We start from the raw sequence: 23,055 nt of genomic DNA, 5'->3' as shown, positions 1-23,055 counted from the left end.
ACCATTCTTTACGTTACCCAGACTTAAGAAACAAGTGAAACACTCTCAATCATTACTCAGCCTGAGTAAACTGCAACTGATGCAAATGCGCGTAAGTGCCATTTTTTTGCAGCAATTCTGCATGCGAACCCATCTCGGTTATTTCACCATCGACCAACACCACAATCCGATCAGCGCGCTCGATGGTGGATAAGCGGTGGGCGATGACTAAGGTTGTACGACCTTGTATCAATGAATCTAAGGCCGCTTGTACTGCGCGTTCTGATTCCGAATCCAAGGCCGAGGTGGCTTCATCTAAAATCAAAATTGGCGCATTTTTATAGATCGCACGCGCAATCGCTAGGCGTTGGCGTTGACCGCCGGATAAGCGAGTTCCGTTATCGCCGATTTCGGTTTGCAAACCCAGAGGTAAATCGGCAATTACATCCGATAAATGCGCGGCAACCACTGCTGCATCAATCCTTGCTTGATCGGGATTGCTGTCGCCATAGGCGATGTTGGCGGCGATGGTGTCATCGAATAGCACCACGTTTTGTCCGACCATGGCGATCTGTGCGCGTAAGCTGGTGATCGAAATATCGGCCAAGTCACGTCCGTCGAGTCGGATAGAACCAGCAGTTGGGGTGTAAAAGCGCGGCACTAAATTCACCAAAGATGTTTTGCCGCCGCCCGACATACCGACTAAGGCAACGGTTTCGCCCTCATTGATGCGTAGGTTAATGCCTTTTAAGGCTTGCAACTCTTGGCCTTGGTATTTGAATTCCGTATTAATAAATTCCAAATTACCTTTGGCGCGGCCTTCAAATTCAAAGCCACCGACTGGTTCGGCTGGCGTATCGATTAAATTAAAGACCGATTCGGAAGCGATTAAGCCGCGTTGTAATGGGCCGTTTAAATCGGATAGGCGTTTGAGTGGCGCGAGTAACAGCAGCATCGTCGTAATGTACGCCACGAAATCGCCAGGGCTAAACGGGTGCGTCGCAAATGGCAGCAAACTCGGACGCATTGCGACCACGATCACCAATGACACCGCTAACGCTGCGACCATTTGCGTTACTGGCGTGGTCGAACCGGATACGACTGTGACGCGTTGCGCGTAGCCGCGTAACTTTTCACTCTTTGCTTGGAAGCGTTTGTGCTCATAACTTTGTGCGCCAAAGATGCGGATGACTTGATTCGCGCGAGTCGCTTCTTCCACCACTTGGGTCAATTCGCTGTTGAGCTTGAGCTGATTCTGATTGAGTTGACGTAAGCGTCGGCTGGTCACGCGCACGACATAGGCCATTGACGGAATAATCAACAACGCCACTACCGTTAATTGCCAGTTTTGATACAGCAAATAACCCATCAATGCAGCCACAGTAATTGAATCACGCACCAAGGTATTGATCGAGCCTTTTACCATCTCAACGACTTGCTGCACTTCATACATGATAGTGTTAATGAGCTTGCCGCTGGATTCGTTTTGGTAGTAGGAAATCGGAACAATTAAGGTGCGCTGAAACATCGAGTCGCGCATATCGCTCAATAATTTATTAGCCACCCAAGACATGTAATACTGAGTGCAAAAGGTAAAAATCCCACGTAAGAAAAATATCCCGACAATGAACAACGGTACCAACCAAACCGGCAGTGAACGTTGCTCTGAAAATCCGTTATCAATTAATTTTTTCAATATCCATGGAAATGCAGGCTCGGTAGCAGATGCGCCTATCATGCCCAAAAGCGCGAAAACTATCCGATGCTTATACGGCTTGATCGCATTCCACAATCGAACAAAATAAGGATTAATAGTCATAACAAATAATATCTTTCGTGTTTTTTATTGTAGTGAAGTAGGCGTTAAAGAGTATTAAGCGTACACAACCGCGACTTTTTCGGGTGACAACATGCCGATCAATTTTTGCTGCAATTCGTCGTCAGGATTGACTCGCCACGCATCGGAAAAACGCAATTCTGCCGATGCAGTTGGGCCTTGGTACTGCACGACCAACGGACAACCCTGTTCGTTTAAATGCGGCTCTAACGAAGCCAATAACAGCTTGACGTCCATCTGAGCGTTAATCTCAATGCGTAAGGCTTGCGCGTATTGAATCCGCGCTTGGGCAATGTCCATGACTTTTTCTGCGGTGACGCGCAAGCCGCCAGAGAAGCGGTCTTCGGATACTTTGCCGCTCACAGCCAAGAATTCATCTTCTTTAAAATACGATTTGAACTGGTCTGCCAAGTCGGCATAAACCGTGACTTCTTGCGTGCCGGTGCTGTCATCCAAGGTAACGATTAAAATTTTGCCGCGTTGAGTCATCTGGGTGCGGATGCCAGAAATAATCCCTGCCATCAAGCGTGGGTCGCGCGAAGTTTCTAATTTGGATAAGGGCGTGCGGATAAATTTACGGACTTCAGGCGCATAGATCGAGAATAAATGACCGGACAAATAAAAGCCCAAAGCCAATTTTTCTTCCGACAGTTTGCGCTTCTCACTCCACGGCGTGGCGGTCACATAATCGGGCGCGCCAGACATCGTTTCATCGTCGTCAAAAAGACTGACTTGATTGCGCGATGCTTCCGCCTGTTCGGCATATTCCAAAGCTAAATCGACGCTCGCCAACAACACGCCGCGATCAACTTTGAAGCAATCAAACGCGCCCGCACGAATTAATGATTCAATCGTGCGGCGATTGACTTGGCGTTTATCAACCCGTTTGGTGAAATCGAATAAATCCGTGAACGGCCCGTTTTTACGCGCTTCGATGATGTTTTCAATCGCGTTTTGACCGGAGCCTTTGACCGCACCCAAACCGTAACGGATTTGATTCGCCGGCTGCGATGGACCCGCCGGATGCGCTACTGGCGTGAAGCGGTAGTCGGAATGATTCACATCGGGTGGCAGCAGTTTTAGGTTGCAAACATCGATCGCATCTTCAACTAAAATTTTGACTTTATCGGTATCGTCCATCGCCAACGACAAGTTGGCAGCCATGAACGCGGCGGCGTGATGGGCTTTGAGATACGCGGTGTGATAGGCCAATAAGGCATAGGCGGCGGCATGGGATTTATTAAAACCGTAGCCCGCGAACTTTTCCATCAAGTCAAAAATCTCGTCGGCTTTTTGTTCCGACAAACCGTCTTTGGCTGCACCGTCGCGGAAAATTTGGCGATGCTCGGCCATTTCTTCGGCCTTCTTTTTACCCATCGCACGGCGCAGCAAATCCGCCCCGCCGAGTGAGTAGCCGCCAACCACCTGCGCCATCTGCATAACCTGTTCCTGATACACCATAATGCCGTAGGTTTCGGACAAAATACCTTCGGTACGTGGATCAGGATAATCAAAACGTTCGCCGTGCTTACGCTTACAGAAGTCCGGAATCAAATCCATCGGACCCGGACGGTACAACGCCACGAGCGCAATAATGTCTTCAAAACGATCAGGGCGCGCGTCTTTCAACATGCCTTGCATGCCGCGACTTTCTAGCTGGAATACGGCGACGGTTTTGGCTTTGGTCAGCAGTTGGTAAGAGGCTTTGTCATTGAGCGGTAAAGTCTCTAAATTGAAATTAGCCATCGCTGGATCAAGCTGCTTGATGTAACGCACCGCCCAATCCAAGATCGTCAAGGTGGTCAAACCTAAAAAGTCGAACTTGACCAATCCGACCGCTTCCACGTCGTCTTTATCGTACTGCGACACCACACCGCTGTCGCCGCCCTGCGTGTACAACGGACAAAAATCAGTCAGCTTGCCCGGCGCGATCAACACACCACCGGCATGCATACCGATGTTGCGGGTAATACCTTCGACTTGCTGTGCCAGATCGAGCAACTGACGTACTTCGTCTTCGTTTTCTAGTCGTTCGGCTAATTGCGGTTCCTCTTTAATCGCCTCAGCAATCGTGACTTGCTTACCCGGCTTAAAGGGAATCAGTTTAGAAATACCGTCGCAGAAGTTATAACCAAAATCGAGCACCCGACCCACGTCACGAATCGCGCCTTTGGCCGCCATTGTTCCGAACGTGGCAATCTGCGATACCGCGTCTTTGCCGTACAGATCTTTAACGTGCTGAATAACGCGATCGCGTCCTTCTTGGCAGAAATCAATATCAAAGTCGGGCATCGAAACCCGCTCTGGATTTAAGAATCGCTCAAACAGCAAGTTGTAGGCCAGCGGATCAAGATCGGTAATTTTTAAGGAATACGCCACCAGCGAGCCAGCACCTGAACCCCGTCCCGGGCCAACCGGCACGCCGTTATTTTTTGCCCATAAAATAAATTCCGCCACGATTAAGAAGTAACCGGGGAAACCCATTTTGATAATCGTGTCGGTTTCAAACTTGAGTCGAGCAAAGTAACGATCTTGCTCTTTCTCGCGCACCGCAGGATCGGGATAAAGCATTTCCAAGCGTTGCTTCAAACCGGCCTGCGCTTCGGAGACCAAAAATTCATCGAGCGTTACGCCGTCTGGCGTTGGGAATAATGGCAGCTTAGGCTTACCCAATTCCAGCACCAAATTACAGCGCTTGGCGATTTCCACCGAGTTAGCCAACGCACCGGGCAAGTCGGCAAACAACTCTTGCATCTCTTCTTGGGTTTTGAAATATTGGTCTTGGTTAAAGCGCTTCACGCGCCGACCATTGGCCAGAATTTCGCCCTCAGCGATACAGGTACGCGCTTCGTGCGCTTGGAATTCGCTAGGGTCGATAAATTGAATCGGATGGGTGGCCACCACCGGCAAACCCAATTCGGCCGCGAGCGCAACCGCTTGCCGAACATGGTTATTCATATTCGGCTGATTGGCGCGTTGAATTTCAATGTAAAAATGATCGGGGAAAACGCTAGCCCAATGTTTGGCGCACGCCCGCGCCGCGTCGATGTTGCCGTTATCAATGGCAATTCCAACGTCGCCAAAATGTGCGCCAGATAAAGCGATCAATCCACCGGGTGGCAAAGCGGCCAGCCATTCGGCGCGGATTTCAGCGCGGCCCAGATGTTGATTGACTAACCACGATTGCGAGAGCAGTTCGCACAATTGCAAATAGCCAGCATGATTTTTAACCAACAGCAGCAAGCGAGTTGGTTTGTCGCGCTGCTCGTCGTTGCTAATCCAAACGTCGCAACCAGCGATTGGCTTTACGCCCTTACCTCGTGCTTCTTTATAAAATTTCACCATACCGAATAAATTGCTCAAATCGGTAATAGCTAATGCGGGTTGCTGATCTTTGGCAGCGGCCTTAACGGCATCGTCAATACGTACTAAACCATCAACGATGGAGTACTCAGAATGCAGGCGGAGATGGATAAAGTGCGGTGTTGTCATAGCCCGCTATTTTACCGTAGCGCAAGGCCGCTGCGACGAGAATCGGGCGAGTAATTGCAAAGCTGACACAGATGATTTGTCTGCGCTGATTGAAATTGGCCTGTTTGCGTTTATAATGCTGCCTAATCAAGGACTTATCTGCACTTTTGCTTGGCCTCTTCTTATAATTTTCATATTCCCTAAGTTGTCTCCAAGCCGGTAAAGAAACCAAACCGCGCTATGTCCAGCGCGCATTTGCACGAGCCCAATCACCTTTTTTGTCATCACTACTATGTCCACGCAGTCAAGCACTCCGCAAAACGTACCACCTTACGTCAACATTTCTGCTTATAAATTCATCACCTTCAACGACACCGCAGAAAAGCGCCCTGAGTTTTTAGCGATTTGCCAAAAACTTAATTTAAAAGGCACCATCTTGCTAACGCCCGAAGGAATCAATTTGTTCTTGGCCGGTTTGCGTCACGAAATCGATGGCTTTATGGATTGGCTGCACACCGACCCGCGCTTTAGCGATGTAGTGGCTAAAGAGAGTTTTTCGGACAGCCAGCCGTTTACCAAATTGTTGGTCAAGTTAAAAGCAGAAACCATCACCATGCGCATGCCGTTGATTCGCCCCGAAGATGGTCGCGCTCCGTTCGTGACACCGCCGACTTTAAAGCGCTGGTTAGATCAAGGTCACGATGACGAAGGCCGTCCGGTTGTGATGGTGGATACCCGTAATGATTTTGAAGTCGATGTCGGCAGCTTTGATAACACGATCGATTTCCGCATCAAAAAATTCACCGAGTTCCCTGCTGTGATCGCCGAGAACAAAGACAAGCTCAACGATAAAACTGTGGTGACATTTTGTACCGGTGGAATCCGTTGCGAGAAAGCCGCCATCCACATGCAAAACGTCGGTTACGAACACGTATATCAGCTCGAGGGTGGAATTTTGAAATACTTCGAAGAAGTCGGTGGCGCGCATTATCACGGCGACTGTTTTGTGTTCGATTACCGCACCGCGCTCAATCCGCAATTGGAAGCTACCGATACCGAGCAATGCTATGCCTGCCGCGCTGTGGTCACGCCGCGTGAGCAATTATCGCCCTACTACATTCCCGGCAAATCCTGCCCGCATTGCAAAAAACAATGCAAGCCAGAGGCGCCAGAACAAACTAACCAAGCATCCGAATCAGCGTAATCCGACGCAATAAAAAACGGGTAACAGTTTGAAGCTGTTACCCGTTTTTTTACGTCTGAACTTCGTGCAGTTATTTCGGTAATCCACCTAACAAAGCGGCACGTTTAATCGGCTTAGCAGAGGACTTGTTAGCCTCCGAAGCTGGCTTTTCGGCAGCGTGTTTGCTTGGCGTGGGTTGATATGGTTGGAAGAACCATGGATCAACTTTTGGCGCGGAGGAATAAGGGCGCGTCGTCGTGCGGCGATCGCTTTTAACGTCGCTGCCTGCGCTGTGTTTTGCTCCGGAGCGGGGTTCATGGCGCGAATCGTTACGTGATTCATGACGCGCTTCACGCGCACTCGGCGGCTCGACTTCTTTGGTCGCAACAAAACCAGCCAGATTCAAGCGTACGATTTTTTGCTTAATCAATTTTTCAATATCCGCCAACAAGCGATCGTCTTTGTCGGTGCACAATGAAATCGCATCACCTTTAGCACCAGCGCGGCCAGTGCGGCCAATGCGATGCACATAATCTTCGGCGTTATACGGCAAATCGAAGTTAATCACGCACGGCAACTCAGCAATATCTAAACCACGCGCAGCCACGTCTGTTGCAACCAACACTTCAATCTCACCGCGCTTAAATGCTTCCAAAGCGGCCATACGTTCGGACTGCGTTTTGTCGCCATGAATCGCGGCGGCTTTGACACCCGTTTTTACTAAATGCACCGCCAAACGGGATGCCCCGATTTTGGTGTTGGAGAACACGATCACTTGTTTTAAATGACGTTCGCGAATGATAAAACTCACTGCTTCGCGTTTATTTTGTTCTTCTACCGCATACAAAATCTGCGTCACGTTTTCAGACGTTGCATTGCTGCGGGCGACTTCAATCGTTAATGGATTACGTAAAAATGTGTTGGCCAGCTTTTTGATTTCAGTCGAAAAAGTCGCTGAGAACATCAAACTTTGGCGATCTTTAGGCAGCAAATTAATGATGCGTTGCAGGTCAGGTAAAAAGCCCATGTCCAACATGCGATCAGCTTCGTCCATCACCAGCATTTGCACTTGGCTTAAGTTAATCGTTTTTTGTTGTACGTGGTCGAGCAAGCGGCCTGGCGTTGCAATCACGATTTCAATCCCACCGCGTAATGCCGTGGTTTGCGGCGCCATATCAACACCACCAAAGACCACAATGCTGCGCAGCGGGGTGTACTTGGAATAGGCTTTTACGTTGTCAGCAACTTGGTCAGCCAGTTCGCGCGTCGGCGTTAAGATCAAAGCACGCACGGGATGGCGTGCGGGCGAAGCGCTCGCGTTGGCGTGCGCCAGCAATAACTGAATAATCGGTAAAGAAAAACCGGCTGTTTTACCGGTACCAGTTTGGGCTGCACCCATCACATCACGGCCTTCTAAAACCATCGGAATCGCGGCGGCTTGAATCGGCGTTGGATGCACATAGCCTTGATCGGACAAGGCGCGCAAGATTTCTGGCGACAAGCCAAAATCAGCGAAGCGCACATCATCGGCGACTTCAGCACTAGCAAAATTAGGTTGGTTGGGGGTAGTACTTGAATTCAAATCGGACTTAATTTCAGTCATGGTATAGGGTAGGCCTTGCGTGATTTTAAAATGGCGTTTTTGGCAGACTTAACGCTTGCTGCGTGGGTAAATTTATCGAGTAACGATTGCAACAAGTTAAGGCTTGTCAACAATGTCCGCAGAAGCCACTTGTTTTAATAAATCAACGAAAGTGAGGTAAGGCGGAAAGACCTAGAGTATATTACAAATCAAGGGCTTATATTAATTTCGAGCACCCAAGAGACAATAAAAAAGAGCGATTGAAATTCAAGCGCTCTATTTTTTGCCCATAAAGGACGCAACAATTAACGAACAAACAACCAAATTGTTAAGCTAATACCAACCAAGACCACAAATCCACGCAACAAGCGCTCGGGCAATCGATGTATCAACCACGCGCCGCCCACGCCGCCTAACACGCCACCGATTCCCAGCGCCACCACCGCAGCCCAGTTAATCATCGGTGAAAAGGCAAAAATAGCGACCGCAGAGGCGTTCATCGTCATGGCTAAGGCGTTCTTCGTGGCGCTCGCCGTTTTCACTTGTTGGCCTGCGATAGTCAGCGCCGCCAACATCAAAAATCCAATCCCGCCACCAAAGTACCCGCCATAAATCGCGATCAAACCCTGCACCAACAAAATCGCCCAACTCGGCATATGCCCCGCTTCACCGGCGGCCTTCGGTTTAAACCCAAAGCTGCCCCATGCAAACGCGGTGGTAGCAAACAGCACCAACCAAGGGACTAAATTCGAAAAAATGCTGACCGGCGTGGACAACAACAGAATTGCCCCCAAGACGCCGCCGACGATGCTGATGATGAATAAGCTGCGAAACGACACGCCACCGACACCGCTGACCATTTTTCGGCCCGCAATCGACGTAGCGATTTGGGAAGGAAACAGCGCGATAGTCGAGCTCATGTTGGCGGCTAAAGGATTCAATCCAGCCAATAGCAATGCAGGGAAAGTGATGAACGAACCACCGCCAGCAAGAGCGTTTTGCATACCGGCGTACAGGCCTGCTAATCCGATTAATAAAAGTACGTACAAGGGTTGGCCGGCAATCATCATGGGTTGACTCGCTTCAATTAAATGCTAAAAAGAAACACGAATTCTACCGAAGTTAAGGATAAATCGCGGGCAGATCGTTAATTTTTCGCGCAAATACCTGCTAAATCCTCAATTTTTACGTCGTCGCCGTGCAAAAAATGCGGACGCAAACTCTCCTCTCAAAACAGTCCGACGTCAGCGTTAAATCAATAAATTCAAGGGATTTCGCCCAATGGATCGCAGTCGCTCTGGGGCAATTTAATGGCTAACCTCCGACAACGTTGCGAAGTTTGCCTGGCAACAGCATCTGCTATTTAATGCCCAAGGACGGCACCGCTTTGGCTAAGCGGCATTCAATCAGCTTGGCTCGATCTCACTATCGACCAAGAACTGTTTCGGGGCTTATCCATGGGAAATACCTGCAATTGCTTGTGTGCTGGATTACTGCTTAGTGCGCCATTTGCAGTAACTGCGCAGTATCGCCTGATCCCATTGTCCAATGGGCCTATCCGTGGATTTCGCCCTCCGACGCGATCAAATCGCAGATCAATCCCGCTGAAATCAGGCATGTCCCTGACAGCAATAGCACCTAATCGCAAACGACGATGAACAATTTGAAAATCGTGACACACGAACTCAGTTTGCCGCTTACGTGCCAATCGGCAGCATCCAACGAGGACAACGTTTAGCGCAAGGACTAACAGGCGGCAAAACACGGCAATGCGCCACATGTCATGGGCCAAAACTTAAAGGCACTGATGCTGCACCCAGAACCGCCGGCCGTTCTCCCTCTTATCTTGCGCGCCAGCTAGTCGACATTAAATACGGTAGCCGCACTGGCGCTGAGGTTGGTCCGATGTTGGCGGTGGTTGAACAACTTACGTCGGAGGACATGCTAGCTTTAGCTGCCTATGTTTCGTCGCTATCACCCTGATGTCAGGTGTTAGGAGCTGACACGTACAAAAGGGGAATCAGCATTTTTTAAGCCCGCAATGCCGCTGCGCGCATTGGCCCGCGCCACCAATTCAAGCTCGTCTTTAGAGGCGAAATCTCTATCCCAAGCCAACACTTTCGGTGTCATCAACGCATGCCAGAGCGGCGGCACCAGCGTAATCAAAATCGTCGTCAAATAACCGTTAATCATCATTGGCGCATTAGGGTACGGTTGCAATTCATGGTAAGGCACTTCGCCTTGTGCGTGATGGTGCGAATGGCGCGTTAAATTAAACATCGTCCACGAGCTAACGCGGCGGTTGGTATTCCATGAATGGCGCGGTTGCACTGGCGTCTCGGGATGGCGCACCATGCCGTAATGTTCCATGTAGTTGACGATTTCCAGCAAGGATTTGCCGAACAAGGCGCATAAGGTAAAGAAAACGGCACCGACTATTCCAGCAATTGCCCAAGCCGCGAGCACCAAAACGGCACTCATCAAATAGCCACGCAAGACCGCATTGTGTGGCGAATAGAGCGCATAGCCTTTGCGTTTTAAACGTCTCGCCTCAATCTTCCACGCGCTAACGTTGCCCTTGATGGTTGACGCAATTATGTGGTGATAGACATTACGCCCGCGTGGCGCGGTGGCGGGGTCGTGCTCAGTGGAGACATAGCGGTGATGGCCGTACACGTGTTCAATCGCAAACGAGGTATCAAAACTAAAGGCCAACAACCAACGCCCGATTAACATCGAAATCGGGTCCCAAGTGCGGTGGGTTAATTCGTGGCCGGTAATCGTACCAACTAAGCCAATGGCTAAACCGGTTAAGATCAGCGCGGAAATATGATGTCCTAGGTTAGTCGCCGCGCGCGCAGCGACTACATCGTAGCCAGTTAGCTGGGTGATGAATTGACCGAAACCAAACGGATCGCCGGTGCTGACCGTCCAAACCGAGCAAAAGACGATTAAGAGCAACAACGGCAGCGCCAGCCAAAGTTGGGTCGTTAAGACGCGCGGATGGGTAAATCGTGGCACCGACTTATCGTCACCGAGCAGCGCGTCACCGATAATGTAAAAAAATAACACGCCCAACAATCCGAACGTCACCGCGGAACTACCGGCCACAATCGACGCGGCTGAAAATAAGCCGACTAAGTGAAACATGAAATACTTAACGTAATCGAACAGGTTAGCGATCTTATTTTTCGATGCATTCAATTCTGCGGCAGTCGGCGTTGACGCAGGCTGCAAACCACCTTCATGTTGAGTTAGAAATCGGTCGGCATGAATATAGTCGTTGCCAACACCATGCTCGCGCAGCACCGCAACCGCGCTATCAACCATTGCCGGCGGGCCGCATAAATAAGCATGTGCTCCGCGTTCCAGTGATTGCGGAATTTGCTCAATCAAGTTGTGCCGACGCTCGGCACCGTCAACCTGACTGGCATCGGACAGCACGGGCACAAAGCGAAACTCGCCTTGCCAATGGCGCTTGATTTCTTCAATCTGGTCGAGACAGTACAAATCCTCCGAGCTACGTGCGCCAAATAACAAGGTCGCCGACCGTTGCACTTTGTTTTGTACCGCGTCCTGCAGAATCGCCAAAATCGGAGCTAGCCCGCTGCCACCGGCAACCAATAAAATCGGCGCATCCGAATCGCGCAAGCAAAAATCACCGGCTGGCCCCTCAATAGTAACTTTTTGCCCAATCACATCCTGTTCGTGGATGTGCGTAGAAAAAATACCACCATCCACTTTACGCACAAAGAAACTCACGCAACCGTCTTCTTGGGGTGGGTTGGCAAATGAATAGCTGCGGTTAACATGCGGCAAAGAGTCAACGCTGATTTGCGCAAATTGCCCCGCTTTGTAATTGAGCGGAGCATCCAATTGCACGCTCAATCGAGTGATATCGTGGGTCAGTTTGTGTTGGGCGATGACAGCACCAAAAACCTGTTGTGCTGCCCTGCCGCGGCTCAGATCAACTTCGATCGACACTTCAGTTTGCGGCACACTTTGGCACGCTAGGATGTAACCTTGATCCATGTCGTCATCCGACAAAATATAGGTGGATTCGGTTAATTCCTTCACCCGCCCAGCGGTCAATTTGCATTTGCAAGTCGCGCATCCGCCAACCCTGCAACTATTGGGAAAATTGATTCCTTGTCGCAGTGCGGCAGTGAGCAAGGTTTCGTCGGGCAGAACAGAAATTGTTGTGTCATTGATATGGGCTGTCGTAGCCAGATTAGTGGTCTTTGAAAAAAACATGCTCTCTCCTAAATTTTATTATTTGACTTGTAGCAATACTACGACAAGCCAGCGCTTATCTTGAGGTGCGCGATTGACATTAATGGGTCATTTATTGACAATCGAGGCAATCCTGACCTCGCACACAAGCTTATGCCACAGACAGAATTTTCCTTATCGGTGGTCTATCTACGCCAAATCGCGGAACAAATTCGCACCGCGGGCGGCGATGTCGCGAGCTGGCTGCAGCGCAGTCAGGTCAGCGAAGCGCAGCTTAACGATTCCTCACTTCAACTGCCCTACTCCACCTTAAAACAGTTAATCACTGATGCCTTGGCGGCTACCAATGAGCCAGCGATTGGCTTATTGATTGGGGAAAGGTTGCTCGCCAATAGTCACGGTATCTTGGGCTATGCTGCGATGAATAGTGCTACCTTGCGCCAAACCGCCGAATTGTTTGAACACTATCTGCGCGTGCGCACCTCGTTACTGTTGCTAAATAATGAAATTCACGGGAGTCAATTCCGGCTGGTATTTAGCGAACCTTTACCGCTCGGTGAAATACGTCGCCCAGTACTGGAAGCCATCATCCTGACAATCAAAAATCTATTCGATCACATCGCCCTGGATTCCAGCAACGTGCTCGAAGTGGCCTTCCCTTTTGCCGAACCGGAATACGCCGCATTAGCGGGTGATTTATTTAAATGCAAAGTCAGTTATCGACAAAGCTGGGCTGGGATTGCGCTGGATTTAGCCAACATGGATAAGCCACTTAAAATGGCAGACCAAGCAGCATTTATCGATGCGCTGCAAATTTGCCAGCGCGAGCTCGATAAGCTGGTAAAAAATGAATCGCTGAGCGCCCAAGTGCGGCGCATCATGTTAGAAAAACAGGGCGGATTTCCTTCACTCAACCTGATGGCGCGATTATTCAATTTAACGCCGCGCACGCTGCACCGACGCTTGATCGAAGAACAAACTTCGTACAAAGAAATTTTAGAAGATGTGCGCCATGTGTTAGCGGTGGAGCATCTCAAGTCAACTCATTTGAGTATTCAAGAAATTTCCTACACGCTGGGCTACAGCGACATGGCCAATTTTAGGCGGGCGTTTAAGCGCTGGGAACATATTGCGCCATCGGAATATCGAGCGTTAAATTCAGCACAGATTAAGCACTGATTGCAATGCTGTGGCGTCCAACGCAATTAGTTGTGCTGCCCTATAATTGCGCTCCTCGCCGCTATTTAATCTACAAATGAACCTCAACACTGACTATTCACAACGCATAATCATGCAAACTGAACAAGTAGTATGGGTCGATTCGCCCGTTGCGGGAATCAAACGCAAATTGCTCGAACGCGATGGCGGCGAAGTCGCACGCGCTACCTCGATTGTCCATTACGCACCTGGCTCACAATTCAATTTGCATACGCATGAACTGGGTGAAGAGATTTTTGTGCTGGAAGGCGACTTCCAAGATGAATCCGGCAGTTATGGCGCGGGAAGCTATATTAAAAATCCGCCCGGTTCCTCGCACTCGCCGCGCTCCATTAATGGCTGCACCTTGTTTGTTAAGCTGCGCTACCTTGCGCCCGATGACAGCACGCGCATAGTCATCGACACCACAACCGCCCAATGGTACCCAGGGTTAGTCGCGGGACTGTCGGTATTGCCCTTATCCGAGTTTGAAACAGTGCACACCGCCTTGGTGCGCTGGATGCCGGGTACACAATTTAATCCGCATCGGCACTTTGGCGGTGAAGAAATTTTAGTTGTGCAAGGCGTGTTTGAGGACGAGTTTGGACGTTATCCAGCGGGTACTTGGTTACGCAGCCCGCACATGAGCATGCACACACCGTTTAGCACTGAAGGTTGTTTAATACTGGTTAAAACGGGGCATCTTTTTATCGACAAGTTAAGCCCACAGCAAGGACAGCAAGGGCGTTATTGACACTGAACGGTATTGCCAAGTTTCTGGCAGGTTCTGTCATGTGGCCCCGCCAAAGTGCTGCCTTGCGCGTTATAACGATTGCCATCACTGCCCCAGCAGCCGCTTTGATCGCAGCTCGTCATATAAACGACCGACGTTGTGCGTTCAGCAGCGATTTTCAATTCTTCGGCTTTGCGCTTTTCGCGCGCTTCTTCTAGCTGAACATGTGCGTTTGCTCCCAAACAGGCCACCTCGGCTTCTTGGCGCTTTAAGGCTATCGTATCCAGATTTGGTTTGTTATTGGTTTGCGCAACACCCAAGGCTTGTTTGGCAATACTGCATTCGTATGAGTTGGAATTATCTATCGGAGCCGGTTCACGCGGACTCGCTTGTTGCTGGGTATCCCTAGCTAACAGCCGCGTCTCTTGCGCTTCACGCTGCAGGCTTTGATCTATGCGCTCTCTGGCCTCTTGTGCTTTGATATTTTCATTCTCGTAATACTGCGCTGAATGGCGCGGCTCAATCAAAATTTCCCGATCAGTGGCTGGACAAGCGCCATCGGTGAACGATACCGCTTTCGTTTTAGGGTCAACGCATTTAATGACTTGGGCGTGCGCGGCACCAATGACAATAATTTGCAGCAGGAATAGGGAAAGTAGTCTCATCGGCGGATTGGCTCTGTTTTTAAGTTTGGACTTACATTGACAGAGCGAATAACGCGAGCGGATTCGGTTTGGATGACAGGCGCAAACAAATTGTAGTCATCCAATTTCAACCAGCATGGGTCGACCAAAGCGCGCACAAGATAGGTTAATCGGACGCGGCTTGTTCTACGGAATTTTTAAAAAAATGCACACTCGATAAATCAAATATCCGATAACTACGCTGATCAGAACCAACATTGACCGTCATCATCCGCACCAATATTCCGTTCGGCGGAGTGAAGCTAAATTGCGTGCCGCGATGGGCGGGAATTAACTCAAGGATATCGTTGACCAAAATCCCCGCATCTTTGCCTTCATAGTTCACAACAATCAACTTTTTGTGCAGCACCTCGCCCGTTACCGCGCCATTAGGATTGAGCACCGGCAGATAATTTCCGCGCCATTCGCAAGTACCGATCAAACTATCATCCGTCTCAGCATTCGCCTTATAACTGGCTGGAACGGGGACAATTTCTTTCAAGTGGCGCATATCAATTGCCCAAGTCAAATCGGTAAAAAACACAATATGCGCGGAAGTCACCAAGCTATTTTGCTGCTTAGCGTTAGCGAGATCCGTATTTACCTCATTAATGACAGCCGTTTTTTTATCCGATAAATCGTTCAAAGGGCAAGCGGCTAAAACCGCCATGCCGTCAACTAACATCACCCGTTCTTGATTGTCGAGCAAGGTCGTGCCGAGATAAAAATGCTGGAAGCCGGGTTGACTGTGGAAATCTGTATCAACCGTGCCCATTGGAAAACTACGCACCGCCAAAACCTGATTAACTGGGATAGCCGCAGTCAAGCCGTCGCGGTCTAAGATCAGCAATAATTGCGCCTGCTGCGGCGGACTTTCTAAACCTAAAGTAGCGATCAAATCCAATACCGCGACCGTAGTGTCGTGCCAATGGGTTAATCCCAGCAACCTATCGGCTAAGGCAAATACATCGTCAATCGGTGGCATAGGAATGACTTCGGCTACCTGCGTGGCAGGGATAGCCAAAATGGATGTGCCAGCGCGCACGATCACCTGCGCGCCAGTTGTGGTTGACGGCCTCTTGGCCTTCGATGCTGAATGCGTTAAATCCTGATCTTGTATCGCGCCGGTCATTGCATCGGCCGCCTCGGCCCACACTTGGACTTGATTCATCAATACCAAGGGATCAAGCTGACTAAATAATCGATCGCTTTTTTCCGATTTAACGACATGTTGAAAAAAGCTATCGGCGGCACAATCGCGCAAGATCTGTTGGCTATGCGAACGCGGAATCCGAATCATGCCGTGCACCGCATCAACGGCTAATCCAATTACCTTTCCACCCGAGCGCAGCAAAATCACATACGGCTGCGGTGCTTGGTGAGCGAGCGATGGATTGAGCCACTTGCGTAAATCGACCAAGGGGATTAATTGCTCTTCGTAGGTAAATACACCTTCAATCGTGGCGTGACTACGCGGCAATGGCGTCAGTGCCGCTGGACGGACGACCGCACCCATAACGAATTGCGCCAAGATGACCACCGCCATGCCATCAATATCGATTTGCGCGAAATTGAGCAGCGTATCTTGCTGCGCTGTTTCGTCTCCACCGAGATCGGTCACAGTCTCAAGCGAGGGCGCGTTTGTATTCGCTTCCATCATGGATTAGCCGCGTTCGGTCGATGTCTGCAATTGCGCTAATAAGGCCGCAACGTTTTGGCTAGCTTCAGCTTGCTCGCTAGTGGCGCTGTGGATTTGAGCAATCGAGCTACCGGTATTGTTGACTGAGCGCTCAATCTGATCGAAGGCGTTTTTAACCTGCGATGAGATTTGCCCACCTTCGTTGACCCGGGCGATTGTTTCGTTAATTAATTTGGCGATTTCGCTAGCGGCTTTACCGGATTTCTCGGCCAATTTGCGCACCTCATCGGCAACGACCGAAAAGCCCAATCCATGTTCGCCAGCACGCGCTGCTTCAATAGCGGCGTTAAAGGCGAGTAAATTGGTCTGGCTAGCAATGTCGCTAATGGTGCCAACGATTTCGTGCACGTCTTGCGACGAACGTTGGATTTCGTGAATCGCATCCAAGGATTTGCCTAATAATTGGTGACCATCTTTGGCCTCTTTTTGAGTTTGCTGGGCTAAACCGTTGGATAGCTGCGCATTTTGCTCAATGCTGCGTATCGATGTAGATAGCTCTTCCAGCACCTCGGTAATTTCGCGGATTTTGTCTTTAACAAGTTGCTCGCGTTTGACTTGCTCGGTGATGTCCATCGCAAATTTGACGACCTTAAACGGTTTTCCATCCACGTCCAGAATTGGATTGTAGGTCGCCTGCAGCCAGACTTGCGCGCCATGTTTGCCGATACGTTTAAAGCGCGCGCTTTTAAATTTACCCTCGCTCAAATCGGCCCAAAAATCGCGGTAGTCAGCCGATTGCACCAATTCTTTTTCACAGAACATGCTGTGATGCTGACCGATGACTTCGGCGTCGGTATAACCCATGGTGCGCAGGAAGTTGCGGTTAGCCGACAAGATATCGCCTTGCATCGTAAATTCAATCACCGCCTGCGAACGGGAGATCGCTTCGATCTTGCCCGAGATATCTGAGTTGAGTAGCTTGGTCGCGGTGATATCGGTCGCAAATTTAACGATCTTCAAAACGTTGCCATCGGTGTCTAAGATTGGGTTGTAGGAAGCCTGAATCCACACATCCTCACCTTTTTTATTCACCCGCCGAAACTCGCCGGCATTGAATTCACCCCGACCAAGCCGCTCCCAAAAAGTGAGATAGTCGGGTGAGCGGACTTCCTGCGGAAGACAAAACATACGGTGATGTTGGCCGATTAGTTCATCGGCTTGATAACCAAAAGTGCGTAGGAAGTTTTCATTGGCGCGCAGCACACGCCCAGTCAAATCAAATTCGATTACCGCTTGCACCCGCTCAATCGCCTCAATCTTTCCTTGTGAGTCGGCATTGGCTAGTTTTTGCGCGGTTATATTGGTTGAGAACTCGACGATCTTAACCACCTTGCCCTCACTATCGAAGATCGGACTATAGGTCGCTTGAATCCAAATATCGTTGCTGTGTTTACTGATGCGCTTAAATTCGCCTTGGTGGAAATTACCCGTCACCAGATGATTCCAAAACGCGATGTATTCGGTCGAGCCAGCAAACACCGAGTCGCAAAATAATCGATGGGATTGACCGACAACTTCGGCTAATTCGTAGCCAAACGTCGTTAAGAAATTTTGATTGGCCGTAAGCACTGTGCCATCCAAATCAAACTCAACCAAACCACGCACACGGCTAATGGCGTTGATCTTGCTTTCAAAATCGGAATTACGCAATTTCGAGTCGGTAATATCGGTGGCAAACTTAACCACTTTATAAACCTGACCGTCTTGGTTGCGTATCGGATTATACGAAGCCTGCAACCAGACCGAATCTCCTTGCTTACTCAAGCGTCGATACTCGCCCTGCTGCGCAAAGCCATTGCCGAGCGATTCCCAAAACTGCTGATATTGGTCGCTTTGAATATAGTCTGGCGTACAAAAAATACTGTGATGTTGACCGACTACTTCATCGAGCGTGTAGCCCATCGTATCGAGGAACAGTTGATTGGCAAATAGGATATTGCCTTCAGGGTCAAATTCAATAATCGCTTGAATTTGGTTGATGGCATCAAACTTAATTCTCTGTTCTTCCAAGGAATCTAAGCCAGTTTGTTGGTGCTTGTGCGTGCCGGTTTTCAAAATCTACTCCTTTTAACTCTCTATTTTTACGATCAATTTTGCAGCGTTGAACTAAGCAATAGTCAAAATTCGTCCCATGCATCGGGCGCCGATTGCTCCGCTTGTTTGGTGGCGGGCGGTTTGGCTGCAATTAATTTTTTATCTGAGCTTGCAGCTAATTTAGCGGGCTTATTGGATGCCTTGATTGAGGACTTTAAGGGTGAATTTGCGGCAGCCTTACCAGCCATCGCCGCCGAGGAATTAACCAGGTTTTGGGTATGTAATTTAAATAGGCTAACGACGCGCGTGAGCACACTAGCTTGGTCTTGCATTGATTGCGACGCCGCGGCTGCTTGCTCAACTAGAGCGGCATTTTGTTGGGTCACTTCGTCCATTTGGGTAATCGCTTCATTGATCTGCTCAATGCCCGCAGTTTGCTCCGTACTAGCCGCGGCAATTTCACCAATGATTAAGCTTACGCGGCGCACGCTGGCGACTAAATCTTTCATCGTTTCGCCAGCTTTATCGACCAGATCGGTGCCAGCTTCAACCTTTTCGACCGAGTCGCCAATCAACTCTTTAATCTCTTTAGCGGCTGCGGCACTGCGTTGCGCAAGGTTGCGGACTTCAGATGCCACGACCGCAAACCCGCGACCTTGTTCGCCCGCGCGTGCGGCTTCTACTGCGGCGTTCAGCGCCAAAATATTGGTCTGAAAAGCGATGCCATTAATGACGCCAATGATGTCGACAATTTTTTTGCTCGATTCGTTAATTGACGTCATGGTCTCCACCACTTTTTCAACGACCCGACCGCCGTCTTCGGCGTGGCTGGATGCCTCCACCGCTAATTGACTTGCGCGGTTGGCATTGTCGGCATTGTTTTTAACGGTAGAAGTCAATTCCTCCATCGACGCAGCGGTCTCTTCAAGGGCGCTGGCTTGATGCTCGGTACGCGAAGACAAATCCATATTGCCTGTTGAGATTTCGCTTGATGCAGCGGTGATCGCCTCTGTGCCGGTGCGCACTTGTAAAACAATTTTTTCTAAACTGTCGCGCATGAGTTTGATCGCATACAGCAAGCTTGAACGATCACCCGGTTTGGTCGCAATATCGAGTGTTAAATCACCTTCGGCAATGCCGTTTGCAATCGACGCGGTGTAGTTTGGTTCGCCACCCAATTGTTTGATAATCGAGCGCGCAATCACTACTGCGAGCGCAATGCTGGCAATTAATGCCGCTAAGGTAAAAAGCGAGATAAATGTGATGGTGCTTTGGTAGGCTTGCGCTGCGGCGTCTTCGTCTTTGCGGTTTTTACTTTTTTGTAAATCGCTGAATTCGTGGATGGCGTCTTGCCACGCGGCGTTGATCGGGATGGATTCGGTTACTAAAAGTTTGACCGACGCTTCGGGATTGGTTTTGCTCAGCGCCATGAATTTATTGTTAATCTCACGCGCGGCGGCGGCATTGATTTTGATTTTTTCAACGAAGGCTTTACCGGCTTCGTCCAAGGGCATTTTTTCTAGCGCTCCGAAGGACTTGTCGTAGATGGCGCGCTCGGCAGTGATTTTTTCTGTCTGTTTGGTAATTTCCGCATCATCGTGCAGTAAGGCAATGGTGCGCATGACACGCGCTACAACATGAGAGGATTCCGACATATCGCTGAGCAACTCGATTTTTACAATATTGACGTCAGCAATATGATGAAGCGCTTGATCCGCTGCTCGAAGTCCATGCATCCCAAAACCAGCCACCATAAGCAAGCAAACTAGCAATGTTCCAAACCCAATGCCAAGCCGCTTTGCGACAGTAAGATTCTCAATACGCATGTCGCCCTCCAAAACAAACGGTAATCAAAAACTTATTAAAAATAACTTACTTGTTCATACTAGGTCGCCAAAATCGTTTCTACAAGGATTAGTCCATGCCTCTGTTTATAAGTCACAATTGGCTCGCTATTGGTAGTGAGATGGTGCTGCAAAACTGTATTGAGCTAGACCTGTTAGAGTGCAAATTCGCTGATAGAGGTAATTAATAGAGTCTCGATAGCTTTATAGGATTTAACTATTGGATCTATAAAAACAATCAAATATTTTAATTGGCAGTGCTACTTTAGAATGCAGTTCTCGGTCAATATCACCCAACCCAAGGAGCTAACCATGTCAAACGAAGCAAAATGCCCATACGCAGGTCATCAAAAGCACACCGTCGCTAGCGCCCCATCCAATGCGAATTGGTGGCCTAATCAGTTAAAACTCAACATCTTGTCGCAACACTCTGCCAAAACCGATCCTATGGATGCTGGCTTTGACTATGCCGAACAATTTAAGAAGCTCGATTTGCATGCGGTCATTAAAGATTTACACGCTTTAATGACCGATTCACAAGACTGGTGGCCAGCCGATTTTGGTCACTACGGCCCATTCTTTATCCGCATGGCGTGGCATAGCGCTGGCACTTATCGCATTGCCGATGGTCGCGGCGGCGCTGGCACTGGCAATCAACGTTTTGCTCCACTCAATAGCTGGCCGGATAACGTCAACCTGGATAAAGCACGCCGCCTGTTATGGCCAATTAAACAGAAATACGGCAAGCAGATCTCATGGGCTGATTTAATGATTTTGACCGGCAACGTAGCGCTCGAATCAATGGGTTTTAAAACCTTCGGCTTCGCCGGTGGCCGCCCTGATATTTGGGAACCAGAAGAAGATATTTACTGGGGACCTGAGAGCACTTGGCTGGGCGACAAACGTTACAGCGGCGAACGTGAATTAGAAAACCCGCTGGGCGCCGTGCAAATGGGATTAATTTATGTCAATCCTGAAGGACCAAACGGCAACCCTGACCCGCTCGCTTCCGCACGCGACATTCGCGACACGTTTGCCCGCATGGCAATGGACGACGAAGAAACCGTTGCATTGATCGCGGGCGGACATACTTTTGGTAAAACCCACGGCGCAGGCGACGCTAAGCACGTTGGCGCAGAACCAGAAGCAGCCGGAATTGAGCAGCAAGGTTTAGGCTGGGCCAGCAGCTATGGCAGCGGCAAAGGTCACGATGCCATCAGCAGCGGACTGGAAGTCACATGGACGAGCAAGCCGACCCAGTGGAGCAACGACTATTTCACCAACTTGTTTGGCTATGAATGGGAACTCACTAAAAGCCCAGCGGGTGCGCATCAATGGACACCCAAAAATGGTGCGGGCGCCAATACCGTTCCTGATGCGTTCGATCCATCGAAAAAACATGCCCCTGCAATGTTGACGTCCGATTTGGCGCTGCGTTTTGATCCGGCCTACGAGAAAATCTCACGACGTTTCTACGAAAACCCAGATCAATTCGCCGACGCCTTCGCACGCGCTTGGTTCAAATTAACCCATCGCGATATGGGCCCGGTAGCACGTTACCTCGGCCCCTTGGTACCGAAAGAAGTCTTAATTTGGCAAGACCCAGTTCCAGCAGTCGATCACGCTTTAATTGATGAACAAGATATCGCCACGTTAAAAGCAAAAGTGTTGGCATCTGGTTTATCGATTGCCCAATTAGTCACGACTGCATGGGCCTCGGCGTCGACTTTCCGTGGCAGCGACAAACGCGGCGGCGCTAACGGTGCACGGATTCGCTTGGCTCCGCAAAAAGATTGGGCAGCAAATAATCCGACTGAATTAGCCAAAGTATTAGCAACGTTAGAAAGCATTCAACAAGGCTTTAACGCCGCTCAAGCGAGTAGCAAAAAAATATCGTTGGCGGATTTAATTGTGTTAGCTGGGTCAGCGGCAGTCGAAGCGGCAGCAAAAAAAGCGGGACAAGAAATCAAAGTTCCCTTTGTCCCAGGTAGAACCGATGCAGCACAAGCTCAAACCGACGTGGCTTCGTTTGCAGTACTCGAACCACAAGCCGATGGATTCCGTAATTACATCCGCCAAGGTTTGGAAGATTCGGCGGCTGAACACTTGCTGGATAAGGCGCAATTGCTGACATTAACTGCACCAGAGATGACGGTATTAATCGGCGGTTTGCGCGCCTTGAACGCCAATTTTGATCATTCTCAATTGGGTGTATTCACGCACAAATCAGAAACATTAAGCAACGATTTCTTTGTGAATTTGCTCGATATGAGTACCAAATGGAGTAAGGCTGAAGTCGGCGTGTTGGCAGGGCATGACAGAAAAACCGGCGCATTAAAATGGAAGGGAACTATTGTTGATTTAGTGTTTGGTTCCAATTCACAATTACGCGCTTTCGCTGAGGTTTATGCATCAAGCGACGCGCAAGAAAAGTTTGTACAAGACTTTGTCGCAGCATGGACTAAGGTCATGAATCTGGATCGTTTTGATTTGAAGTAATCACGAGGTTGTAAAAAGTTGGGGCCGGTTTAACTAAGCTTATCTTAGTCAAACCGGCCCCATTTTTATTTGGACTTCTCG

At 49.5% G+C, this 23,055-nt stretch carries 14 protein-coding genes; 5 read left to right on the top strand and 9 right to left on the bottom strand.

The annotated features are described in order from the left end of the window. Positions 1-52: 52 nt before the first annotated feature. Together msbA and dnaE are read right to left on the bottom strand one after the other, a co-directional pair. Entirely contained in the window at positions 53-1,798 is a 1,746-nt protein-coding gene (gene msbA / locus E2I14_RS13420) for a lipid A export permease/ATP-binding protein MsbA (protein WP_133329377.1), read from the bottom strand. A 54-nt stretch (positions 1,799-1,852) separates the two neighbouring features. Continuing rightward, positions 1,853-5,308, bottom strand: a complete 3,456-nt coding sequence (gene dnaE, locus E2I14_RS13415) for a DNA polymerase III subunit alpha (RefSeq protein WP_133329375.1) — start codon at positions 5,306-5,308, stop codon at positions 1,853-1,855. A gap of 271 nt (positions 5,309-5,579) precedes the next feature. Between dnaE and E2I14_RS13410 the strand changes: the two genes are divergently transcribed. Beyond that, positions 5,580-6,491, top strand: coding sequence for a sulfurtransferase (locus tag E2I14_RS13410; RefSeq protein WP_133329373.1), 912 nt, complete (start codon positions 5,580-5,582; stop codon positions 6,489-6,491). 70 nt (positions 6,492-6,561) lie between these two features. Here E2I14_RS13410 and E2I14_RS13405 read toward each other — a convergent pair whose 3' ends face one another. Both E2I14_RS13405 and E2I14_RS13400 read right to left on the bottom strand, forming a co-directional pair. Then, positions 6,562-8,073 (bottom strand): DEAD/DEAH box helicase, encoded by a 1,512-nt coding sequence (locus tag E2I14_RS13405; protein ID WP_133329371.1) that lies wholly within the window; start codon positions 8,071-8,073, stop codon positions 6,562-6,564. 284 nt (positions 8,074-8,357) lie between these two features. Then, positions 8,358-9,116: a sulfite exporter TauE/SafE family protein gene (locus tag E2I14_RS13400; RefSeq protein WP_406675714.1), complete on the bottom strand. Its 759-nt coding sequence runs from the start codon at positions 9,114-9,116 to the stop codon at positions 8,358-8,360. A gap of 637 nt (positions 9,117-9,753) precedes the next feature. Here E2I14_RS13400 and E2I14_RS13395 point away from each other — a divergent pair. Beyond that, positions 9,754-10,035: a c-type cytochrome gene (locus tag E2I14_RS13395; RefSeq protein WP_165967833.1), complete on the top strand. Its 282-nt coding sequence runs from the start codon at positions 9,754-9,756 to the stop codon at positions 10,033-10,035. Between the two features lie 9 nt (positions 10,036-10,044). On the opposite strand, the gene E2I14_RS13390 is transcribed toward E2I14_RS13395, so the two are convergent. Further along, a complete protein-coding gene (locus E2I14_RS13390; RefSeq protein WP_133329367.1) occupies positions 10,045-12,306 on the bottom strand; it encodes a fatty acid desaturase in 2,262 nt (753 codons plus the stop codon). A gap of 132 nt (positions 12,307-12,438) precedes the next feature. On the opposite strand from E2I14_RS13390, the gene E2I14_RS13385 reads away from it, so the two are divergent. Together E2I14_RS13385 and E2I14_RS13380 are read left to right on the top strand one after the other, a co-directional pair. After that, positions 12,439-13,464, top strand: coding sequence for an AraC family transcriptional regulator (locus E2I14_RS13385; RefSeq protein ID WP_133329365.1), 1,026 nt, complete (start codon positions 12,439-12,441; stop codon positions 13,462-13,464). 112 nt (positions 13,465-13,576) lie between these two features. Next, positions 13,577-14,236 (top strand): cupin domain-containing protein, encoded by a 660-nt coding sequence (locus E2I14_RS13380; RefSeq protein ID WP_454877244.1) that lies wholly within the window; start codon positions 13,577-13,579, stop codon positions 14,234-14,236. Here the strand turns inward: E2I14_RS13380 and E2I14_RS13375 are convergent. The 4 genes from E2I14_RS13375 to E2I14_RS19910 form a co-directional block, all read right to left on the bottom strand. Then, complete coding sequence (locus tag E2I14_RS13375) at positions 14,230-14,880, bottom strand: hypothetical protein (protein WP_133329361.1); 651 nt, start codon at positions 14,878-14,880, stop codon at positions 14,230-14,232. The genes E2I14_RS13380 and E2I14_RS13375 overlap by 7 nt on opposite strands. A 145-nt stretch (positions 14,881-15,025) precedes the next feature. Then, positions 15,026-16,558, bottom strand: a complete 1,533-nt coding sequence (locus E2I14_RS13370) for a chemotaxis protein CheW (protein ID WP_133329359.1) — start codon at positions 16,556-16,558, stop codon at positions 15,026-15,028. A gap of 3 nt (positions 16,559-16,561) precedes the next feature. Then, on the bottom strand, positions 16,562-18,652 hold the full coding sequence (locus E2I14_RS13365; protein ID WP_133329357.1) for a methyl-accepting chemotaxis protein: 2,091 nt from the start codon (positions 18,650-18,652) through the stop codon (positions 16,562-16,564). 62 nt (positions 18,653-18,714) lie between these two features. Continuing rightward, on the bottom strand, positions 18,715-20,457 hold the full coding sequence (locus E2I14_RS19910) for a methyl-accepting chemotaxis protein (protein ID WP_133329355.1): 1,743 nt from the start codon (positions 20,455-20,457) through the stop codon (positions 18,715-18,717). A gap of 330 nt (positions 20,458-20,787) precedes the next feature. Here E2I14_RS19910 and katG point away from each other — a divergent pair, with 330 nt between their 5' ends. After that, positions 20,788-22,974: a catalase/peroxidase HPI gene (gene katG, locus E2I14_RS13355; RefSeq protein ID WP_133329353.1), complete on the top strand. Its 2,187-nt coding sequence runs from the start codon at positions 20,788-20,790 to the stop codon at positions 22,972-22,974. Positions 22,975-23,055: the final 81 nt, after the last annotated feature.

The sequence above is a fragment of the Sapientia aquatica genome, assembly GCF_004358105.1.
Lineage (GTDB): Bacteria > Pseudomonadota > Gammaproteobacteria > Burkholderiales > Burkholderiaceae_D > Solimicrobium > Solimicrobium aquaticum.
This window is presented reverse-complemented; position numbering and strand designations above follow the sequence as displayed.

Bases quoted from the DNA above. Each gene is read 5' to 3' on its own strand.
- E2I14_RS13375 (WP_133329361.1), bottom strand. From the start codon at position 14,880: ATGAGACTACTTTCCCTATTCCTGCTGCAAATTATTGTCATTGGTGCC.
- msbA (WP_133329377.1), bottom strand. From the start codon at position 1,798: ATGACTATTAATCCTTATTTTGTTCGATTGTGGAATGCGATCAAGCCG.
- E2I14_RS13370 (WP_133329359.1), bottom strand. From the start codon at position 16,558: ATGATGGAAGCGAATACAAACGCGCCCTCGCTTGAGACTGTGACCGAT.
- katG (WP_133329353.1), top strand. From the start codon at position 20,788: ATGTCAAACGAAGCAAAATGCCCATACGCAGGTCATCAAAAGCACACC.
- E2I14_RS13390 (WP_133329367.1), bottom strand. From the start codon at position 12,306: ATGTTTTTTTCAAAGACCACTAATCTGGCTACGACAGCCCATATCAAT.
- E2I14_RS13385 (WP_133329365.1), top strand. From the start codon at position 12,439: ATGCCACAGACAGAATTTTCCTTATCGGTGGTCTATCTACGCCAAATC.
- E2I14_RS19910 (WP_133329355.1), bottom strand. From the start codon at position 20,457: ATGCGTATTGAGAATCTTACTGTCGCAAAGCGGCTTGGCATTGGGTTT.
- dnaE (WP_133329375.1), bottom strand. From the start codon at position 5,308: ATGACAACACCGCACTTTATCCATCTCCGCCTGCATTCTGAGTACTCC.
- E2I14_RS13410 (WP_133329373.1), top strand. From the start codon at position 5,580: ATGTCCACGCAGTCAAGCACTCCGCAAAACGTACCACCTTACGTCAAC.
- E2I14_RS13405 (WP_133329371.1), bottom strand. From the start codon at position 8,073: ATGACTGAAATTAAGTCCGATTTGAATTCAAGTACTACCCCCAACCAA.
- E2I14_RS13380 (WP_454877244.1), top strand. From the start codon at position 13,577: ATGCAAACTGAACAAGTAGTATGGGTCGATTCGCCCGTTGCGGGAATC.